The following is a 17,367-nucleotide window of genomic DNA, read 5'->3' as shown; positions in this document are numbered from 1 at the left end:
TCCTTGTGCATGGGTGGCCCGGCGAAAGCCGGGCCACTTTTTTGTGCGGCAGAAGAGTCTCGTCAGGCGAAATCTCGCCGCTCCACTCGGGCTCTCCAATGGGACGAGGGGCGCCCGGCCGGCGATGGTGCGTTACCCGGCATGCAGCGGACAAATTCCAGGCACAAAAAAAGGGCCTCACGGCCCCTTGCATGCAAATCGCTGATTTTCCATTGGAATCAATGGTGGCCGGGGAGGGAATCGAACCCCCGACACGGGGATTTTCAATCTTGAGACCTGAAATAGCTGCAAGCCCCGTCGTTGCTGGGTTTGCGCCGGATCGACCGCTAAAAATTCCAGCCTTCGGAAGCCTCGTAACTGCCTGATTCGTATAGGCGTCCCGAGGGGTTTTTAGCGTGTCGGGGTGACCTTACGGGGCAGGCGATTGTAGACCCGTTCGAACGTCCGCTGGTCCATGTGGCCGAGCAGGCGCCAGTCCCGGGACTCGCTTCCGGCCTTCGCCCGAAGGTCGTTGAAGGTGTAGCGCTGCAGGCGCGGCTCGGCGTTCGGCGCCGGCCTTGAGGCATCCAAGGCCTCTACGATCGCGCGCTGCCAGAGGGTGCGGAATCCGTCGCTGGTGTAGGCCTTCCCGTCCTGTGTCGATAGCAGGACCATCGGGATGAAGTCGCGCGCCCCCACGGCGGCGAGCACTGCGCGGCGCAGCCCTTCGGTCCAGGCGAACTCGAGCGGCTGGCCAGTCTTTCGTGTACGCACGGTGAGGCCGTTCTCGCCGAAGTCGGCACGGCGTAGGCGCAGGATGTCGCCCTGCCGCAGACCAGTCACGGCAGCGATCAGCATGGCGGCCTGCACGATCTGCGGCGATACGTTGAAGACCGCCATGAATTCCGCGTCCGTGACGTATCGATCGCGAGGCTTCTCCCGGAACGGCTCCAGGTGCTGGACCGGATTTTCCTTCACGATCCCTTCCTTCATCGCGATCTTGAAGGCTTCAAACAGCACGGTGCGCTCGCGGTTCGCGCGCACCCTCGCGTCTTCCCCTCTCGCGCGCTGCCAGCGGTACAGCGCCGGCACGTCGACATCGACGATGCGCACGCGCTCCCAGACCGGCCGCAGCGACAAGATGCACCGTGTGTAGTCCGCAACGGTGCTCGCTGCGATCTCGTCGACCTTCTCCCGTGACACCAGATCCGCCAGATAGGCGTCCAGCAGGTCGCCCATCGTCTGCATGCCCTCGCGTGCAGCCTCGCCCCACGTCGTGCGCCAGGCGGCCAGCAGCGTGACCAGATCCTCGTAGGTCTGCCGGCGCAGCTTCAGGCTCCCACCCGGCCGCGTTCCGTTGGGATGCATCATGTAGAGGCTGCCGCTCTTCTTGTCGCGGTAGCAGTAGGACGGCAGCCCTGTGTGGTTGCTGCGGGGGCGGGGCATCAGCTGGCCTTCTTCAACCGTTCAAGGTTCGGCTCGGTCTTGGCCGAGGTGGCGCCCCGGCCCTTGGGCATCATCTTCGCTTCCGCGGCGGCGCGCAGCACCTTCACCTTGCCGTCCCTGCCCATGACCGCCGGAATGCCGATCTGCGCCAGCCAGGCAAGTTGGAGCTTCGCCCGCGGGGTGCCCGTTAGTTCCTCGACCTCGGCCTGCGTGAGGGTGAACGTGGTCATGCAGCCTTCTCCAGGTCAGGAGCCGTGACCTCGGCCTCGATCAGGTCGAACAGGCCCGGCATCGGCTTCCCCTGCGCCTCTGCGGCGCAATAGGCGGCCATATCAAGGAAGTAGGTGGGGTTGAGCTCGACGGCGCGGCCGCGGCGTTTCAGGCGCAGCGCACGCGACGGCACGGTGCCGATGCCGCCGAAGGGGTCGAATACCTCCTCGCCTTCCATCGTGTACTGCTCGATGCATCGGTCTACGATGTCGAACTGCAGCGGGCACAGGTGCATTTCGCGGCCCTTCGCCGCCTGCGTCGAATTGAGCGTGCGCATGCGGGCAACGTCGGTCCATACGTCCGGGTGCCAGGACGCCGGCTGCAACAGCATGAAGGTCGACGGCAGCCAGCCCGAGCGATCGACGTGCTCGGCGATCCGAACGTCATGGCGGAAGTCGTAGACGTTTTCGAGCGAGTGCTTCCGGAACAGCTTGAAGATTGCGGCCTGGTCGAGGCCCTCGATCTCTTCCGGGCGGAGCGGCCGGTCACCGCTGCTGCGCATGAAGCCGTGCGCGTCGAACTGCCAGCGAGGGCGGGTAAAGCTCGCCTTGTCCTTAACGACCGGCACATCGGCGTAGCCGTTGGTCGGGTCACTCGTCGGCTTGCGGAAGATCAGCAGGTACTCCGGCAGGCCGGCGCCCATGCGCGAGCCGTCCTTGCACTGCTCGGACCAGCCGAGCCGATAGGTCTGGTTGTTCTCGCGCACCACGTCGGTGACGATCGTCTTCCTCGCGATGAAGGCGAAGCCGTGCCGCTCGAAGTGCGCGCGGCATTCATCGCTGACCGCGGTCACCGTCTGGAAGCCGAGGCCGTTGATGCCGCCCGGCGTGATCCGGTCCTTGACGTGGATCGCAGCAACGCGGCCCGCCTGCAGCACGCGCAGCAGCTCCGGCGTCAGGAAGTCCATCTGCTTCCAGAAGTGCACGTTGTCGTCGGTGTGCCCGAAGTCGTTGTAGCTCGGGGTGTATTCGTACTGGTTCGCGAACGGGATGCTCGTGACGATTAGGTCGACGCTGTTGTCGGCCATCGCCCGCGTCTCGATCACGCAGTCGTTGTTCACCACGGTGTAGCCGTCGCCCGAAGCCTCGACGCGTTCCACGCCGAGCGATCGCGCCAGCATGCTCGCAGCCGCGGCGTGCGCCAGCCCGTAGTCCCGGATGATCTGAGTCATCTTTGCCACCATCTCCTCGTGCTGTCGCCATTTGCGTTCGAAGGCTGCGCCGCACATCGCGCTCGGCCTCCGTGTAGATCAGGTCGATGCGTACTGTTCGCGTCTGCAGGAATCGGTGCAGGCGGTGCACGCTCTGAATCCAGTCGCTGAACTTGAAGCCGATGCCGAGGTATATCGCCCACCAGCAGTACCGCTGGAAGTTGCAGCCGGAGCCGAGCATCACCGGCTTACCGGCGAGCTCCCGAATTTTCCCGTTCGAGAAGGCGATGACGCTGGCCTCGCGCGCTTCGAGCTCCTGCGATCCGTAGACAGTGACCACGTCCGGCACAGCGGCCTCGATCGCGCGGCGCTCATCCTCCAGGTCGTGCCAGATGATGCGATGCGCGCCCGGATCCTCGGCCCGCAGTTCGATCAGCTTCGCGACCCGCGCCGGTAGGCTTTCCCGCTTCACGCGCGCTGCATCCTGCACGCCGATCGCGGCGTTCTGGAAGAGGCGGCCTTGCCCATCCTTCTCGGCGCCAGCATTGCGGTGGTCGCCCGGGATTTCGTGCCAGCGCACGTCGAGCGCCGGCAACTCGTAGCCTTCGTCGCTGAAGGCCGGATCGATGTCGGACGGCTTCTGGACGAACAGCGCCCACGTCGCGACCCAGAGCCAGAATTCCTCTTCCTTGTGCGCGTGGATCGTGAGCTGGTCAGCCTTCTCGCTGTTCCGCTTGAAGAACCGTGTCTTCGCCTGACCGACTTCCATCACGTCGAGATAGGCCGAATATGCCAGCAGCTCGATGTAGTCATTCGGGCTTGGGACCGCAGTGGCCACGAAGCGATACTTCACGCCCTCGGACTTGATGCCGGTGGTGCGATCGTCGCCGGCGAACAGGCGCATGAACTCGCGGAAGGTCTTCGTGCCGCCGAAGCCGCGCAGCACCGCCGCCTCGTCCAGGCTGGACACGGTGAAGTGCAGCGGATCGATCTTGCCCTCGCGCACGCTCTCGTAGTTCGTGAGGTAGAGGATCGCCGGATCTTCGGCCTCGGCAGTGGTCCGGATGAAGCGCACCGGGATGCCGAGCATCGCGGCGTCGCGCATGAACTCCGGACGGACACCCAACGGGATCGTGATCAGTCCGAGGCCCCCTGTCTTGGCCATGACGATGCGAACGATCTCCAGCTGGATGACGCTCTTGCCGAGGCCGAAGGCGGCGAAGATGGCGCGGCGCCCGCCCGCGATCGCCCACCGCACGATCGCGCGCTGGTGCGGCTTCAGGATCGGGTTCACCTCGTGGTCTTCGACCTGTAGGCCGGCCTCGCTGGCGACGGCGACCTTCGCGCGGAGGAAGTCGAGGTAGTCGCTGTTGTCCCTCATGCGGCGGCCCTCAGCGCTTCGAAGATCCGTCTGGCACCCAGTCGCGGAACTGCATTGCAGGTCCGATGCGCCTGGTGCGCGACCTCGGCTCGGACCGCTTCGAGAAAGTTCTCGGTGAGAGGATTGTTAACTAGCGCGTGGAGGCGATCGCGCTCGGCGATCAGCGGCATCACGAATGATGCGGGGAACGCAGCCAGATACTCATGCGGCTCGCAGGTGAACTGCGGCTCCGGGCAGACGTGGAAAGTGTCCGACCGGCCGTAGCGGCCTTCGTTGCCCAGGATCATCGCGCCAGCTGCTGCTGCGGCGCGTAGTTCGGAATGCGGGTCGGGATGGTGCGTCATGTCATTTCCTCAGTTCGATCGGTATGGAGTTCACGCATGCCTAAGCGCACGCTGGAGAACCACGTTCGCCGTTGATGACGGCAGCCCGTACTTCTTCATCAGGTCGCGCTGTCGGATTTCTCGAAATGCCGGGATCTTGACCAACTCCTCGACAATCGCGTCATTGCGCTGTTGGCCGCGTAGCACTTTCAGCAGAGGTAGTTCCGGCAGCTGCTCAATCGCAGAGCCAGCAACCAGTTGGTACCCGGTGGGGAAGCCCCAGCCACCGGGCAAGGTGATGGCTGGCGTTGGCATCAGGCGGCCTCCTTGCTCGATGCGCGCGCGGGCGCTTGGGCGACCACCTGCTCAAGCGCATGGCAGATGCGTGGAAAGTCATTGGCGGCGTACAACTTCGCTGCGCGCTCCGTGCCCACCGGCTTGAACCCGAGCGATGCCAGACCGTCGGCCGTGATGCTGAGCGGTGCGATCCATGCGTTGATGTCGCCGAGTTTGAGGCGGGCCCCGGCCGGCATGGGTGCAGCGCCGGTCTGCACTACGGTAATCGGCGCCGGCGCGGCCGGAGCCGACGTGGCGGCCTCTGCGGCTGCGCTCGCTTCGACGGCCTTCGATTCCTGTTGCTGGCGCTGGCGTGCCAGGCGCTCCGCCTCCCGCTGCTGGTGTTCGGCGATGCGCGCCGCAACGAGGTTCCGAAGATCGTCCGGAGCCTTCGTGCCGCAGAGCAGCACACGGTCGGCAAACAGCATCTGCAGATCATCGGGCTGTGCCGTGATGATCGCGATGTTCGCGCGCACCAGCTCGGCATGCTGGCTGGCCGCGATCTTCGCGGCAGCGGCGGCGCTGGCGATCGCATCGCGCATGCTGCTAAGCGACTTCTTGCCTTTGATGGCGGCACCCATGTCTGAGGCAAGGGATGCAGGCACGCCGAGAGCATGCTCACCGAGCGTCGCGTTGATGATGGAGTAGTGCTGCCTCACTGCGGTGACACCGGCGTTCACGATCTCCGCGCGCCGGGCTTCCTTTTCCCGCGTTACGAGTTTGTCCAGTTCAAGGCGAATCCTCCTGGTCTCGGCGGCGACTTCATCCATCGTGCGGAACACCCGCTCGATGTCGGCGGTCTGGCTCAGCACCTGATCCTTGGTGGCGGCCAAGCGCTCCTCGACTCCCTTGCACCACTTCACGGTCTGTTCGGCGTTGGCGAAGTCTTCATCCGTCTGCAGATCGCGGTTGATGGTGCCGAGCACCGTCATCGCCTGGGACTTGAACTCGGCGAGGTTGGACGCGGTGACCATGCCCGTGACCTCGACGCGCAACGCCGGCAGGGTCTCGGGCGCGCGCCCCACCGCCGACGGTGCTGCGGCTGGCTCCGGCTGGTAGGCGGCAACGTCGGCTGCGAACTGCTCCCAGCCGGCGATGATCTCAGCACGCAGTGCCGGGTCCGAGTAGTACCTGCAGTGCCGCTCCTCGACCAGGCTCCCGTCGTTATTCCACTTCGATGCCATGAACAGCACGCGCTCGGCACCGGACACCATCAGCTGCTGTTCCATCTGCACGCGGTAGTGCTTCGGCAGCAGGCGGCCGGCCGATTCGGTTTCGCGATACTTGGGGTGCATCGTGTCTATGTCGGCGAACACGTCACGCAGGTCGTCGTTCAGCGACTTGTGCTCGAAGGCCGTGTCCTCCATGAGGGTTAGGCCGTCAAAGCTGGCGGAGTACGGGCCGTGATCTGCAACACCAACGCACGGGAACAGATCCTCGCCGACGATCTGCTCGGCGATCGGGCGGGCCAGCGCCTCAGCGCGATGGCCCGCGTCCATACGCCGCTGCGTCTCCGAGTCGATGTCAGCAGGGACGCCGGTGGCGATCTCGCGCAGCAGCTGGGATCGGGACTTGTAGGGGCTGCAGCCGAGCATCGCCGGCGCATCGCTGGCGTTGAGGTGCTGGGCGCGGTGGGCGTGCCATTCCGGCGTGCCCTGGATGAGCTGCACGATCTTCATACCTGGTCCTCCGCGTTGCCGTCGGAGGAGGTGGTGGGCGGCGCGTAGTCGAAGATCCGGGCCTTCTGCTCTTCCGACAGCACGCCTTTGGCACTGACCATGGCGATGATCTCGGCAGCAGTCTTGCGGCCGGACTCAATCACCGAACCCCACGTCGCCAGGTTCTTGTTGAAGTCGGCGTCGGAGTACGGCGGCAACTCGGCGCTGCCCGCTGGGATCGTTGCCACGACGCGCGCATCCACTGTCTGAGGTGCCTCTTCCAGTTCGTCCGGGGTGTAGACCCCCAGCAGGGCCTCCGGCGCGTACCGACGCGCCCACTGGCGCGTGCCGCGGTAGACCAGCATGTCGTCCGGCGACTTTTTCCAGTTCCCGTTGTCGGTTTTCCAGTCCGCAACGGTGCCATCGACCGACTGGTCGACGGTGGTCCCCCTCGGTCGGCCCGTCACCGTGACCTTGCGGCTCTCCCCGTTGCCGGAGAAGTCGTAGCGCAGGCGTCCGTCGATCGCACCCATGGCGTACAGCGCCGCGGCGACCAGTTTGCCCTCATAGCAAAGCTTGCCGCGCACCACGGACGTGCACTGCGCGACGCTGACGGCGTCCATGCCCCAGCGCTGGGCCTGCATGACAATGAGCAGGCAATCGCCAGGCTTGTTGCGCAGGTGCTCCGGAATCAGGCTCGCTTTGGCCATGATGTCGGCCAGCTGCAGCGCATCATGGATGGAAGTCGGGACCAGCGCGTTCATGCGCGATCCAGAAGATGCCGGGGTCTGCACCGGCAGTGGAGCAATGGCGTTCATAGTGTCCTTGAGCCGAGAAGGTGAAGAGATCGCGCCGGTCAGGCGGCGGCAGGCAGACCGTCGGAGTCCTCGACGATCTTTTGGTAGGGGAAGCGGTCAGCGAACGGCTTGATGTGCTGGCCAAAGTGGCGGCCGATCGACTGCGCTTCGCGCAGCGCCTCGAACTCGGCGACCGAGACGTTCTGGTAGTGGTAGAGGCTCGTCGCCTGGCCCTTCCAGTTCTTGAAGCGGATGGCGAGCGTCTGCGTTTCGGGGTCGTGGCCGATGGCGGCGATCTGAGAGGACTCGACGTCCTGCAGCGCGATGGTCAGCATGGTGGTAATTCCTGTGGTGGGAATAGTCCCGGTTGCCTCCGGGGCTGCTCTCGCGGCAGCGGCTTACCTCGCCAGGGGGAGGGCGAGGACGTTCAGTTACGCGGCCTTCGGCTTCTTCTCGGAGCGCGGGCGCGAGCTGTTGCCGCGCAGTTCCTTTCCCGCGTCTTTGCGGCCCAGCTTCGTGTCGTGGCGCGAGAGCTTCATCGACGTCTGCTTCGGCGCCTTCGGCTTGGAGTCGCCGCCTTCGAGCGGCAGCTCAGCGTCATGCTCCAGGTGCACCTTCACGGTTCCGTTGAGGTGCTCGGCCAGGTTCTCGACGAAACCCGCCGGTGGTTGTTGGATCGTGATCTGCATCGAGCCGTCGAACAGGCCAGCGCGGCGCGGGATGAGATCGACGCCGCGCACGCTGTGGCAGCGCAGGCGACGGAAGCCGCCGATCGTGACGGCGTGCTTCTCTTCCCACTTCGCGTTCGATGACAGCGAGGACAGGCCGAAGAAGCGAGCGGTCTCTTCGGCATCCTCAGCAACGCTGCGGAACAGTGCGCGCTTCAACTCGTCGGGGTTCTCGCAACCGAGAGCGGTGGCTGCAGTGTTCAGAGCCAAGCCTTCGAACGCGAGCTTGATGTCGATGCTGACCTGCGAGTCGTCGCTCGCGCCTTTGCGGATGTTGAGATGCTTGATCTCGGCCTTGCCTTGGAACTCGAACGGCATGGTGGGGTTTCCTTCGGAAAGTGGCCGCGATCAGGCGGCGTCGTGGGTGGAAGAGAGCCCGTCCGCCTGGGAAGGGAGGGGAGAGAGATCGACGGACGGGCTGGGGAAAGGGGCGGCATCTGGGCGCCAGGATTCATCCCGAGCAATTCGGGAGACCATTGCTTGCGAGATGCCGGGGCGCGGATCCATGCTCATTGCACGTCTCCATACGCCCAGCGATATACGTCTTCTGCCTGGTCGTGAGGAAGGATCGGCGCGGTGGAGCCATCGCGCATCTCAAGGCCGGTCAGGATCGACATCGCAACGTATGCAACGCGGTTGTCCGACAGGAGCTTGTGAGCGGAGCCGTCGTAGTCGGCGAACTCGGCGGCGTAGGCGCGCGCGCTCATTCGATTCCTGCGGATTTCTCCGCAGCCTCGAACACGGCGAACACCAGGCGCAGGCCGGTGACGATCACCAGGAGGGAGATGAAGGCGCGCATGTCAGGCGACCTCAGGCTCAGCGCTCAGGCGCAGCTCGGCACGGAAGTCGCTGACGACCTTCGCCGCGCTTTCCTTGCCGCGCTGGTACTGCTGCTTCGCCTGGCGCGCGGCGCGGTACGCCAGCGAGTCGGAATAGCCCATGCGTCGCGCGGCGACATTGATCGCGGCGAAAACGCCATCGGCGCGCTGTGCGGACACTGGGCGCTTGAACGGGAGGACATTGCTCACAGCTCGGCTCCTTCGTGAGTCGAAAGAAGGGGAGAGGTCGGTGATGCGTCGCGAAGTCGAGCGCGATCGACCGCCGGAGTTGGGGTCGGATCCGAAGCGGGCACGCGCTGATCGGTGTCGGGCAGCAGGCCCATGCGGCCCATGTCCGAGAACAGGCGCTGGAACAACGGATGGGCGCTCATGCCTGGGCACCGAGGATGCGGCGCAGCGTCTCGTTCGCCTGCGATAGGCGATCACTGGCCCTGGCCGCGTCGTACTTCATGCCCGGGGTGTGTCCCCGGTAGCGGGCAAGGCGGGAAAGAGTCGCCTCTGCTGCGCCCTTCTCGATCCAGGCGGAACGCGCCTGTGCGAGCAGGTCTTCGGTGATGGTGGTGGCAGGCTGGGCGCTCATCCCGTCGGTCCCTTCGGACTGCCCCGGAGTGGGGCGACGAGTTAAGTACACACCATGTTTATGCCAAATGTCAACACCGTGTGTAAAAAAGCGCGCGGCACAAAAAAAGCCCGCCGAAGCGGGCCCTTTCTTGCCGGGTGGACCGAGCCTAGGTCATTGGCTGCCGATCTTCGCGCAGGCTTTGCATGCTTGGTCATTAGACGGAGCGGCCGTTGGAGTTGCCGGCACCTGTGCTGACTTCCCACCAGCCTTCACGAAGGCTGCAATTTCATCAGCATGGCCTTCGATCAATCCGCGCGAAGTGCCCATTGCCGTCGAGTTTGATGAATCGACCGACATGGTTCCGAGGACCTTACCGTCCGGGGCAACGATCGATACTTCGCTTTGAATGCGATCACGCCCCGCCATGATGCCAACCATGAAGCGAGCGGCACCATTCCGCATTCGGTAGTAGGTGACTCGAATATTGATTCGTTTTGCTGAGGCGTCTTCGCCTGCAACTAGGAGAGAGCCTAGTTTCTGCTGCAGACGAGGTTCGAATATGGCACGCGCCTCCGGGGTCATCCCGCCGTAGTTGTCAAGTGTGTAAGTGAATCGATCGCCCTGTGCTGGAGCGTAGGCGGATCGCACATTGGACGATGTGCCAATGCAGCCCGAAAGCAGCAAAGCGGATGACAGAGCTAACAGCAACAACGGTCTCATGCTAGGTCTCCTTGTGCTCGAACAAGTCCTGCATCGTCGAAGGCGATGCCATCTACTCGGCACTCGCGTGCCCGTTCCATCTTTCCCAGCAGCTTGAGTAGTTCGCAATCGTCAAGACACTCCAAAACCCCGCCAACACTCGCGGTTTCCTGCCTTACTAGCCAAGCGAGGAAATACATTCTGGCCAGATCTCGGACACGGCTATAGATGATGTCTCTCGACTGGGGATCCATTCCCTTAGTTGGCGCGTTCGGCAACTCATGCCGCAGATTTCCGCCACCCACCACTCTGAGATGCGCTTTGCTCCCCAGCTTTCGCTGAGCCCTTAGAGCGACCAACTCTGCCAGTCGATCGATCTCCTTCCCCTGTTTCTTTTCCACCTTCCGTCTCCGACTTGTTCAAGCTCCGCGCAAATCGCACGACCTCGCTATCGGTGACAGAAACGATCCTTTGCTCGAGCACAGTCATAATCGCCTGGGCGAGGATCGCGGCATCTAGTTCGTCTGCTTCGGGGTCGAAGTCATCCATGCCCCGGAGTTCGACTGCCTGACGCGCCAGTCTGATAGCGGCCTGCATGGTGCTGGCAAGCAGTCGCTCCGAATGCGACTGGCTCAGGAGCATTGGCTCAGCCCCATCCAGAATCCAAGTGCACGAGATGCTGAACAAGCGCTGTGCCTTCACCGCGCCGGGAACAGAGACGCCCCTGGTATCCCAGTTGTTGACGGTCTGGGCGCTCTCATTCAGCCGCTTGGCGACATAGGTCTGGTTGACTTCGGCGCTCGGATCGACCGCCTGAAGGGCGGCGTAGAGGCGTTGGGCGGAAGTGTGAGTGTCAGCCATGCTGGATTGTTGGCCGGCTACACATGGCGTTGTTACACGCCGCGTTGACAACGCTATAAACATGGCGTGTAATCCTCAGCGCCATGAAGACCAAACATCCCGACGCAGACCTGATCGCCGCCATGGGCGGCCCCTCCGAATTGGCCCGGAAGCTTGGCTTCGATCTTGCAAAGGGTGGCGTGCAGCGTGTCCAGAACTGGACGGTTCGCGGTATCCCGGTGCTGATCAAGTACCAGCACCCCGAGATCTTTGGAGCGCCACCAGCGTCGCGCCAACCCACGGCCGCGAACGAAGGAGAAGAGGCGGCCGAGACAGATGGAGATTCGATTCCAGAAATGAAGGAGGCGGCCTGAGATGAGGTTGCCGTTCCTTTCCCCGTCGGAGATCAGGCGCTTGGAATCGCTGCCTCCAGACGCGCCGTCCACTGCTGGAAATGGTGCAGGGCAGATTCCGCAGTCTTCTCGTGGAATTCCGAAAGCGCCTTCCTCTGAGCTACCGAAGCGACCCTCGGCGCGCTCAGGGCGTTCCAGGCGCGGAGCAAGGCGTAAGGGTCGGGGTGAGTCATGACCATCGCTTGCAGCAGTGTCGTGTCCGCGATGTGCGCCCCCTGCAGTTCGCAGAAAGCATCGATAAAAGCTTCGTCCATGACGGTCTCCGGTGAGGTTGGTTGGGTCGCACCGCCAGCCTACACCGGGGCCGTTTTCTCTCTGCTCTGACTTCATGGCCTGGGTCCGAAAGGTTCCGGGCCTTTTTCGGCTATCCCGCTGATAACCGTTGATAACGATCCGTATCAGGCCTTCCCAATGAGCCAACTCTCTCTGACTTTCGAACCCGGCCTGGCCCAGCGTTTCAGGGACCAGCGCGAGTGCTTCGCCTCCTGCGTATACGCACGCGGGCTGGGCCGGGTGGCTGCGGCGCTGGACGTCGCCCCATCGAACCTCAGCGCCATGCTGAGCGGCGAGCGGAACCTCGATTCTGGCCTGATCGAGCGGTACATGGAGCACTTCTCTGACAACACGCCTGCGCTGTTCTGGGCGGCTCGTTGGTTGCAGGACGCATCGACTCTGCAGCAGCAAGCCATGGCCCAGATACCAGCATTGGTGGCCGATCTGCAGCGCCTGGCTGAGATGGCTCAAGGAACGCGCCGCTGACATGCCGAAGCAGGCGGACATTTCAGGAAGGCTGGCAGCGTGCAAGGCGCTGGCGGACCGCTGCGAGCCACTGTCGCCAGAAGAACTCGCCCAATTCAACACAGCGCGCGCACGCGAGATGCAGCGCGCCGAGGCCCGCCGTCGCGGGCAATCCCCACAAGTTCCACTGCCGCTGGAAGAGGCGGCCTGATATGGCTGGCGATTGGATCAAAATGCGGACCGATCTCGCGGAAGACCCCGCGGTGATCGACATGGCTGCGGCCCTAGGCGACGTCGACGAAGACATCATCGTCGGGAAGCTGCATCGGCTCTGGTCATGGGCTGATCGTCAGTCACGCGATGGTCACGCAAACGGCGTGACAGAAACTTGGATTGACCGATACATCAGGTGTGACGGGTTCGCACGCGCGATGGTCAGCGTCGGCTGGCTTGTCATCGAGAACAAGGCAGTCACGTTTCCCAATTTCGACCGGCACAACGGCGAAACCGCGAAAACACGGGCTCTCGGCACGAAACGAAAGCAGAAGCAGCGTGCATCTGTCCCGCAATCTGTCCCGGAAATGTCACGCATCGAGCGTGACAAAAGCGAGACCAGAGAAGAGAAGAGAAGAGAAGAGAACAATCCCCCTTTACCCCCCGCAAGCGGGGGGAAGCAGTCGGGGAGGGTGAGGCGCGAGAAGGTCACCTTCCCGGCTTTCATCGAGGCTTGCCGAGATGCCGGCGAGAAGGCGATCCCTGCTGCTGACCCGATCTTCCAGTTCGCCGATGACACCGGCATCCATCGCGAATACCTCGAGCTCGCCTGGCGGGAATTCGCCCGGAAGCATCGAGAGTCGCAGCGCTTGCAGAAGGATTGGCGCGCGCACTTCCGCGATGCTGTCCGTCGGAACTGGTTCAAGCTCTGGTGGTTCCCTGAGGAGGGACGCTGCGACCTGACGACCGCTGGTGTTCAGCTGAAGCGGGAGCGCGACGCTGAATCTTCGCGCCGTGCTGAGGCCGAGCACGAGGACGCGGCATGAGCCACATCGACTCACACGCCCAGATTGAGCGCCTGGTCGGCCTATACGGCGAGTCCGGTCCGGATCCGTTCAAGACCCGACGCGATCAGCGCGTCGAGCAGCTGCGCGTTCCACCGCAGTCGATCGAAGCCGAGCAGGCCGTACTGGGTGGCCTGATGCTGGCGCCAGACGCCTATGACCGAGTTGCCGACCAGCTCTCCGACGATGACTTCTATCGTCGCGACCACCGGTTGATCTACCGCGCGATCAAGGAACTCGCGGAGAAGAAGCGCCCGTACGACGCGGTCACGCTGGGCGACTGGTTCGAGGCTCAAGGGCTGGCGAGCGAAGTGGCCGGTGGCACGTACCTGATCGAGCTGGCGAGCACGACACCTTCGGCGGCGAACATCGTCGCCTACGCCGAGATCGTGCGCGACAAGGCAGTCCTGCGGCAGCTGATCGACGTCGGTACCGACATCGTCAAAGAGGGCTTCATGCCCGAAGGGAGGGACACGAACGAGATCCTTGTTGACGCCCAGGCCCGCATTACGCGACTGGCCACCGCAGCGGACCGGGATCACGGCGGCCTCGTGCTCGTTCGCTCCGGCCTGACCAAGGTGTTCGACGCGCTGCAGGGCTTCTACGACGGCAGCGTCGCGCCAGGTATTCCGGTGCCTTGGGAGTCTGCACGAGAGATCGTCCTGGGCATGGCGGACACCGACCTGATCGTGCTCGCCGGTCGTCCCGGCATGGGCAAGTCGATCGGCGGGGTTGAGATCGCCGACCACGTGGCCAGGACCGAAGGCGCCGCGGCGGTGTTCTCGCTCGAGATGTCGCGGGATCAGCTGATGCTGCGCATGGTGTCCGCTCGCACCGGAATTCCGCTGCAGCGTCTCCGCACACAGAGCGGGGTCGAAGACCACGAATGGGAACTCATCACCGAGGCATTCCGGGAGTTGCGCGAACTGCCGCTCGCGATCGATGACACCGCAGACCTGAGCGTCTACCAGCTGCGCCACCGCGCGCGCCGCATGCACGCGAAGTCGAAGGAGCGGGGCGGCAAAGGCCTGCGCTGTGTGGTCGTGGACTACCTGCAGCTGTTGTCTGGTTCAGGGAAAGCCGACAAGCGCCACGACGAGATCTCTGAGATCTCCCGCGAACTGAAGAAGCTGGCCAAGGAGCTCGAATGCCCGGTGATCGCGCTCTCGCAGCTGAATCGATCGCTGGAGTCGCGCACCAACAAGCGGCCCATGCTCTCCGACCTGCGCGAGTCAGGCGCGATCGAGCAGGACGCTGACGTGATCGTCTTCTTCTACCGCGACGACTACTACAACGAAGAGAGCAACGCGCCAGGCTGCCTAGAAGTGATCGTCGGCAAGCAACGCAGCGGCCCGACCGGCACTGCGTACCTGCGCCATGACCTGCCTTGCTCTCGCTTCACGCGGTGGGATGGTGGTCGCCCGAACTACAAGCTCAAGGCGAAGCCACGGAGCTCCGACGACGGCTTCGATGACGAAGCGCCGAAGCCGCGGCGTCCGTACCGCTCCCGTAGCGGCAGTTCGAGGGATCGCGCGGCGGGTGACGCATGACGAAGACTGCCAACAAGAAGGCCGCCAAGATCGCGCGCCGCCCGGTGTACGGCGTCTGGACGAAGGTCCGTGTGCTGGAGACCGGCGAAGAGCGCCTGGCGCTGGTGGCCGCGCACCCGATCGATCGGCGCATCTGCAAAGAGCGGAAGTACCGCGCCGGTGACGAAATCCGAATGGAGCTGAAGAAGCCGCGAAACGTGAAGTTTCATCGACTCATGCACGGCATAGGCCAACTGCTTGTAGAGCATGCACCTGGCTTCGAACTGCTCGATGCCCATGGCGCGATCAAGCGCGTGCAGCGCGAAGCAGGCGTCTGCTGCGAAGAGATGGTCGTCGACATGGGCGAACTGCGCTTCGGCGACATGGTGGTTCCCATCGGTGAGCGTCCGGTAAAGGTGCCCGAGTCGATCGCGTTCGACGACATGAGCGAGGAGCGGTTCCGCGAGCTCTACGACGGAGTGACAAAACACATCGTCGAGAACTACTGGTCTGGCATGTCGCGCGACGTGATCGAAGAGATGGCTCTGATGATGCAGGGAGAAGGATGATGCTGATTGGTCGAATTCATGGTGCAACCCGCGTGCTCGGCAAGCCGGAGAGCATGACGGACGAGAAATGCGGCTCGCTGGCTATCCTCGACATGGTGATCGATGACCAGCCGGTGATGGTTTCGGCCTGGCACCCAACGCCGGCGGAGGTGAAGCGAATGGCTGCTGGCGAGCCTGTCTACCTCTGGGTGTATGGGCAGCAACATCCCGTGGTGGCTATGACGGTGGCCGGCGAGGAACTGGCATGAAGCCGATCCCGGAACTGCCGCACACCTACGTCGCAGAGGATGGCTCCATTTGGAGCGACCATCCCGGTAACCGTTGGCGCGGAAAGCTGCATCAGCTCAAGCCAGCCGACAACGGTCGCGGGTATCTCAGGGTGCGTTGCCACGGCAAATCGCGCAGCGTGCACCTGCTCGTCGCCTCCGCGTACATCGGGCCTCGCCCCGATGGGAAAGAGGTCAACCACAAGGACGGCAACAAACAGAACAACCGGCCCGACAACCTGGAGTACGTGACTCACTCCGAGAACATGGGGCATTGCTTCCGGGCCGGGCTGGGAAATCCGCCAACTGGGCAGCGGCACCACATGACAACGCTGTCAGAGGAGCAGGTTGCAGAACTGCGAGCCGAGTATGCGCAGCTCCGCAGTAGCGGGAGGCTGCCCGACGGGGAGATGAAGCGACTTCAGGACAAATACGGAGTCAGCGATACCGCAATCACGCAAATCGCGCGTGGCAAGACATGGAAGCGAGTCGCATGAAGATCGGACGGTCTACTGGCACGCCAACAGTGGCGCAACGGGCGAGATTCGTTGCCATCAAAGAACTTGGCTGCATCGTTTGCCGAACGAATGGACTCTTTCGCCATGCAGATATTCATCATTTGACCATCGGCGGAAGGCATGGCCAGAAGCGTCGCGGCCACGATTTCACCATCGGGCTCTGCAGCTGGCACCACCGCGGCGCCAATGCCTTCGGCAATCCCGACCTCGGACTGCGGACCTACGGCCCGAGCTACGCGCTACACGCCCGCAAGTTCCGCGAGACCTACGGCAGCGATGACCAGCTGCTGACCTACCAGAACGAACTACTCGCCCGCCAGGAGGCGGCCTGATCATGACCATAACCATCGGTTTCTGGGCCATCCCTGTCGCAGTTGTCGTAGTGGCGATTGTTCTCGCGTTCCTTTTCGACGATGACCTCAGGAATGGCAACGGAGGTTTCCTTGCGGGCTGCTTCGGGATGATGATCATCCTTGTAGGCATCGTCCTGGCGGGTGGCTTGGTGCTCGGGAGGCTCCTGTCATGACCCTGCGTCTGACACTCGGCGTCGACCCTGGCCAGACCGGCGCTGTCGCGGCGCTCGCTGACGGCAAGCCTGCCGGCTTCATCGACATGCCGACCACGACCCGCAAGGCGGGCGGGGAGCAGGTCGATCCTTTCTCGCTATCGAAGGCGGTGCGTGAGCTGATTGCAGCGCACCCCGGCTCGTACGTGATCGCGGTGTTCGAGCAGGTCAATGCGCTGCCGAAGCAGGGCGTTACCTCGGGCTTCCGGTTTGGTCAAGCGGACGGCACCGCGCGCGGCGTGATTGGCGCGCTCGGCATCCCTTTCATCGAGGTGCCGCCTCAGACCTGGAAGAAGTACCTACGCCTTACCGGTTGCGACAAGGACGCGGCGCGGACGATGGTGCTGCAGCGTTACCCTGAGATCGCCGACCACCTCAAGCGCAAGAAGGATGTTGGCCGCGCTGACGCTCTGCTGATCGCGCTCTGGTCGGAACTGACCGAGCAGGTCGGAAGGCGAGCCGCATGAGCGAGGCGCTGGAACTGCAGATCGAAGAGGCCTGGGTGGCGCTTACGAAGATGCCGCCCATGCGGAAGCGCACGCTGTGCCTCACCAGGGGGCGCAGCATCGTCTGGGATCGTCAGAGCCTCGACCGGCATAGGCATGTTGTTGAGATTGGAACGTACACCCGCGAGGTGACGCTGGCCGACTTCAGGGATGACGTGTTCTACGCGAGCGAGCAGATGCGAGACAAGGCGGCATAG

General features: G+C 63.6%; 26 protein-coding genes and 1 pseudogene. 11 read left to right on the top strand and 16 right to left on the bottom strand.

Annotated features, from left to right (window positions below; all coding sequences use genetic code 11):
* Positions 1-390: 390 nt before the first annotated feature.
* From ACYVD7_RS12395 to ACYVD7_RS12325, 15 genes are all read right to left on the bottom strand, one after another.
* Positions 391-1,425 carry a hypothetical protein gene (locus ACYVD7_RS12395; RefSeq protein ID WP_460763648.1) on the bottom strand — a complete coding sequence of 345 codons (1,035 nt, stop codon included), beginning with the start codon at positions 1,423-1,425 and terminating at the stop codon, positions 391-393.
* Positions 1,425-1,655, bottom strand: a complete 231-nt coding sequence (locus ACYVD7_RS12390; RefSeq protein ID WP_460763645.1) for a DUF4224 domain-containing protein — start codon at positions 1,653-1,655, stop codon at positions 1,425-1,427. The genes ACYVD7_RS12395 and ACYVD7_RS12390 overlap by 1 nt, the downstream gene beginning before the upstream one ends.
* Positions 1,652-2,722 carry a DNA methyltransferase gene (locus tag ACYVD7_RS12385; RefSeq protein ID WP_460763643.1) on the bottom strand — a complete coding sequence of 357 codons (1,071 nt, stop codon included), beginning with the start codon at positions 2,720-2,722 and terminating at the stop codon, positions 1,652-1,654. Before ACYVD7_RS12385 ends, ACYVD7_RS12390 begins: the two co-directional genes overlap by 4 nt.
* Positions 2,723-4,222: 1,500 nt before the next feature.
* Positions 4,223-4,570 (bottom strand): hypothetical protein, encoded by a 348-nt coding sequence (locus tag ACYVD7_RS12380; RefSeq protein ID WP_460763640.1) that lies wholly within the window; start codon positions 4,568-4,570, stop codon positions 4,223-4,225.
* Positions 4,571-4,600: 30 nt separating this feature from the next.
* The gene (locus ACYVD7_RS12375; protein WP_460763638.1) at positions 4,601-4,864 is read right to left on the bottom strand and encodes a hypothetical protein; all 264 of its coding nucleotides are present in this window, start codon (positions 4,862-4,864) and stop codon (positions 4,601-4,603) included.
* Positions 4,864-6,564, bottom strand: a complete 1,701-nt coding sequence (locus ACYVD7_RS12370) for a lambda-exonuclease family protein (protein WP_460763636.1) — start codon at positions 6,562-6,564, stop codon at positions 4,864-4,866. Before ACYVD7_RS12370 ends, ACYVD7_RS12375 begins: the two co-directional genes overlap by 1 nt.
* Entirely contained in the window at positions 6,561-7,307 is a 747-nt protein-coding gene (locus tag ACYVD7_RS12365) for a recombinase RecT (RefSeq protein ID WP_460763633.1), read from the bottom strand. The genes ACYVD7_RS12370 and ACYVD7_RS12365 overlap by 4 nt, the downstream gene beginning before the upstream one ends.
* A gap of 92 nt (positions 7,308-7,399) precedes the next feature.
* A complete protein-coding gene (locus ACYVD7_RS12360) occupies positions 7,400-7,675 on the bottom strand; it encodes a KTSC domain-containing protein (RefSeq protein ID WP_460763631.1) in 276 nt (91 codons plus the stop codon).
* 96 nt (positions 7,676-7,771) lie between these two features.
* The gene (locus tag ACYVD7_RS12355; protein ID WP_460763628.1) at positions 7,772-8,386 is read right to left on the bottom strand and encodes a hypothetical protein; all 615 of its coding nucleotides are present in this window, start codon (positions 8,384-8,386) and stop codon (positions 7,772-7,774) included.
* A gap of 191 nt (positions 8,387-8,577) precedes the next feature.
* Positions 8,578-8,775, bottom strand: coding sequence for a hypothetical protein (locus ACYVD7_RS12350; protein WP_460763626.1), 198 nt, complete (start codon positions 8,773-8,775; stop codon positions 8,578-8,580).
* Between the two features lie 93 nt (positions 8,776-8,868).
* Positions 8,869-9,096: a hypothetical protein gene (locus tag ACYVD7_RS12345; protein WP_460763623.1), complete on the bottom strand. Its 228-nt coding sequence runs from the start codon at positions 9,094-9,096 to the stop codon at positions 8,869-8,871.
* Positions 9,093-9,278 carry a hypothetical protein gene (locus ACYVD7_RS12340; protein WP_460763620.1) on the bottom strand — a complete coding sequence of 62 codons (186 nt, stop codon included), beginning with the start codon at positions 9,276-9,278 and terminating at the stop codon, positions 9,093-9,095. The genes ACYVD7_RS12345 and ACYVD7_RS12340 overlap by 4 nt, the downstream gene beginning before the upstream one ends.
* Positions 9,275-9,487 carry a hypothetical protein gene (locus ACYVD7_RS12335; RefSeq protein WP_460763617.1) on the bottom strand — a complete coding sequence of 71 codons (213 nt, stop codon included), beginning with the start codon at positions 9,485-9,487 and terminating at the stop codon, positions 9,275-9,277. The genes ACYVD7_RS12340 and ACYVD7_RS12335 overlap by 4 nt, the downstream gene beginning before the upstream one ends.
* A 153-nt stretch (positions 9,488-9,640) precedes the next feature.
* Positions 9,641-10,189, bottom strand: a complete 549-nt coding sequence (locus tag ACYVD7_RS12330) for a DUF4410 domain-containing protein (RefSeq protein ID WP_460763614.1) — start codon at positions 10,187-10,189, stop codon at positions 9,641-9,643.
* A 258-nt stretch (positions 10,190-10,447) separates the two neighbouring features.
* A complete protein-coding gene (locus ACYVD7_RS12325; protein ID WP_460763611.1) occupies positions 10,448-11,029 on the bottom strand; it encodes a hypothetical protein in 582 nt (193 codons plus the stop codon).
* Between the two features lie 83 nt (positions 11,030-11,112).
* Here ACYVD7_RS12325 and ACYVD7_RS12320 point away from each other — a divergent pair, with 83 nt between their 5' ends.
* Positions 11,113-11,382 (top strand): hypothetical protein, encoded by a 270-nt coding sequence (locus ACYVD7_RS12320; protein ID WP_460763608.1) that lies wholly within the window; start codon positions 11,113-11,115, stop codon positions 11,380-11,382.
* A 32-nt stretch (positions 11,383-11,414) separates the two neighbouring features.
* Here ACYVD7_RS12320 and ACYVD7_RS12315 read toward each other — a convergent pair whose 3' ends face one another.
* Positions 11,415-11,675 (bottom strand): hypothetical protein, encoded by a 261-nt coding sequence (locus ACYVD7_RS12315; RefSeq protein WP_460763605.1) that lies wholly within the window; start codon positions 11,673-11,675, stop codon positions 11,415-11,417.
* A 157-nt stretch (positions 11,676-11,832) separates the two neighbouring features.
* On the opposite strand from ACYVD7_RS12315, the gene ACYVD7_RS12310 reads away from it, so the two are divergent.
* From ACYVD7_RS12310 to ACYVD7_RS12265, 10 genes and pseudogenes are all read left to right on the top strand, one after another.
* Positions 11,833-12,180, top strand: a complete 348-nt coding sequence (locus ACYVD7_RS12310; RefSeq protein ID WP_460763602.1) for a hypothetical protein — start codon at positions 11,833-11,835, stop codon at positions 12,178-12,180.
* A gap of 212 nt (positions 12,181-12,392) precedes the next feature.
* Positions 12,393-13,199: a hypothetical protein gene (locus ACYVD7_RS12305; RefSeq protein WP_460763600.1), complete on the top strand. Its 807-nt coding sequence runs from the start codon at positions 12,393-12,395 to the stop codon at positions 13,197-13,199.
* Positions 13,196-14,629 (top strand): annotated as a pseudogene (dnaB, locus tag ACYVD7_RS12300) (replicative DNA helicase); the annotation flags it as partial. The gene ACYVD7_RS12305 and the pseudogene dnaB, both read left to right, overlap by 4 nt.
* 134 nt (positions 14,630-14,763) lie before the next feature.
* Positions 14,764-15,315, top strand: coding sequence for a hypothetical protein (locus ACYVD7_RS12295; RefSeq protein WP_460763597.1), 552 nt, complete (start codon positions 14,764-14,766; stop codon positions 15,313-15,315).
* Entirely contained in the window at positions 15,312-15,563 is a 252-nt protein-coding gene (locus ACYVD7_RS12290) for a hypothetical protein (RefSeq protein WP_460763595.1), read from the top strand. The genes ACYVD7_RS12295 and ACYVD7_RS12290 overlap by 4 nt, the downstream gene beginning before the upstream one ends.
* The gene (locus ACYVD7_RS12285) at positions 15,560-16,078 is read left to right on the top strand and encodes an HNH endonuclease signature motif containing protein (protein WP_460763593.1); all 519 of its coding nucleotides are present in this window, start codon (positions 15,560-15,562) and stop codon (positions 16,076-16,078) included. Before ACYVD7_RS12290 ends, ACYVD7_RS12285 begins: the two co-directional genes overlap by 4 nt.
* Positions 16,060-16,431, top strand: coding sequence for a Ref family recombination enhancement nuclease (locus tag ACYVD7_RS12280; RefSeq protein WP_460763590.1), 372 nt, complete (start codon positions 16,060-16,062; stop codon positions 16,429-16,431). Before ACYVD7_RS12285 ends, ACYVD7_RS12280 begins: the two co-directional genes overlap by 19 nt.
* A gap of 2 nt (positions 16,432-16,433) precedes the next feature.
* Positions 16,434-16,625 (top strand): hypothetical protein, encoded by a 192-nt coding sequence (locus tag ACYVD7_RS12275; protein ID WP_460763587.1) that lies wholly within the window; start codon positions 16,434-16,436, stop codon positions 16,623-16,625.
* Positions 16,622-17,131: a hypothetical protein gene (locus ACYVD7_RS12270; protein ID WP_460763584.1), complete on the top strand. Its 510-nt coding sequence runs from the start codon at positions 16,622-16,624 to the stop codon at positions 17,129-17,131. Before ACYVD7_RS12275 ends, ACYVD7_RS12270 begins: the two co-directional genes overlap by 4 nt.
* Positions 17,128-17,367: a hypothetical protein gene (locus ACYVD7_RS12265; protein WP_460763582.1), complete on the top strand. Its 240-nt coding sequence runs from the start codon at positions 17,128-17,130 to the stop codon at positions 17,365-17,367. The genes ACYVD7_RS12270 and ACYVD7_RS12265 overlap by 4 nt, the downstream gene beginning before the upstream one ends.

This window comes from Lysobacter fragariae (assembly GCF_054779775.1).
This window is presented reverse-complemented; position numbering and strand designations above follow the sequence as displayed.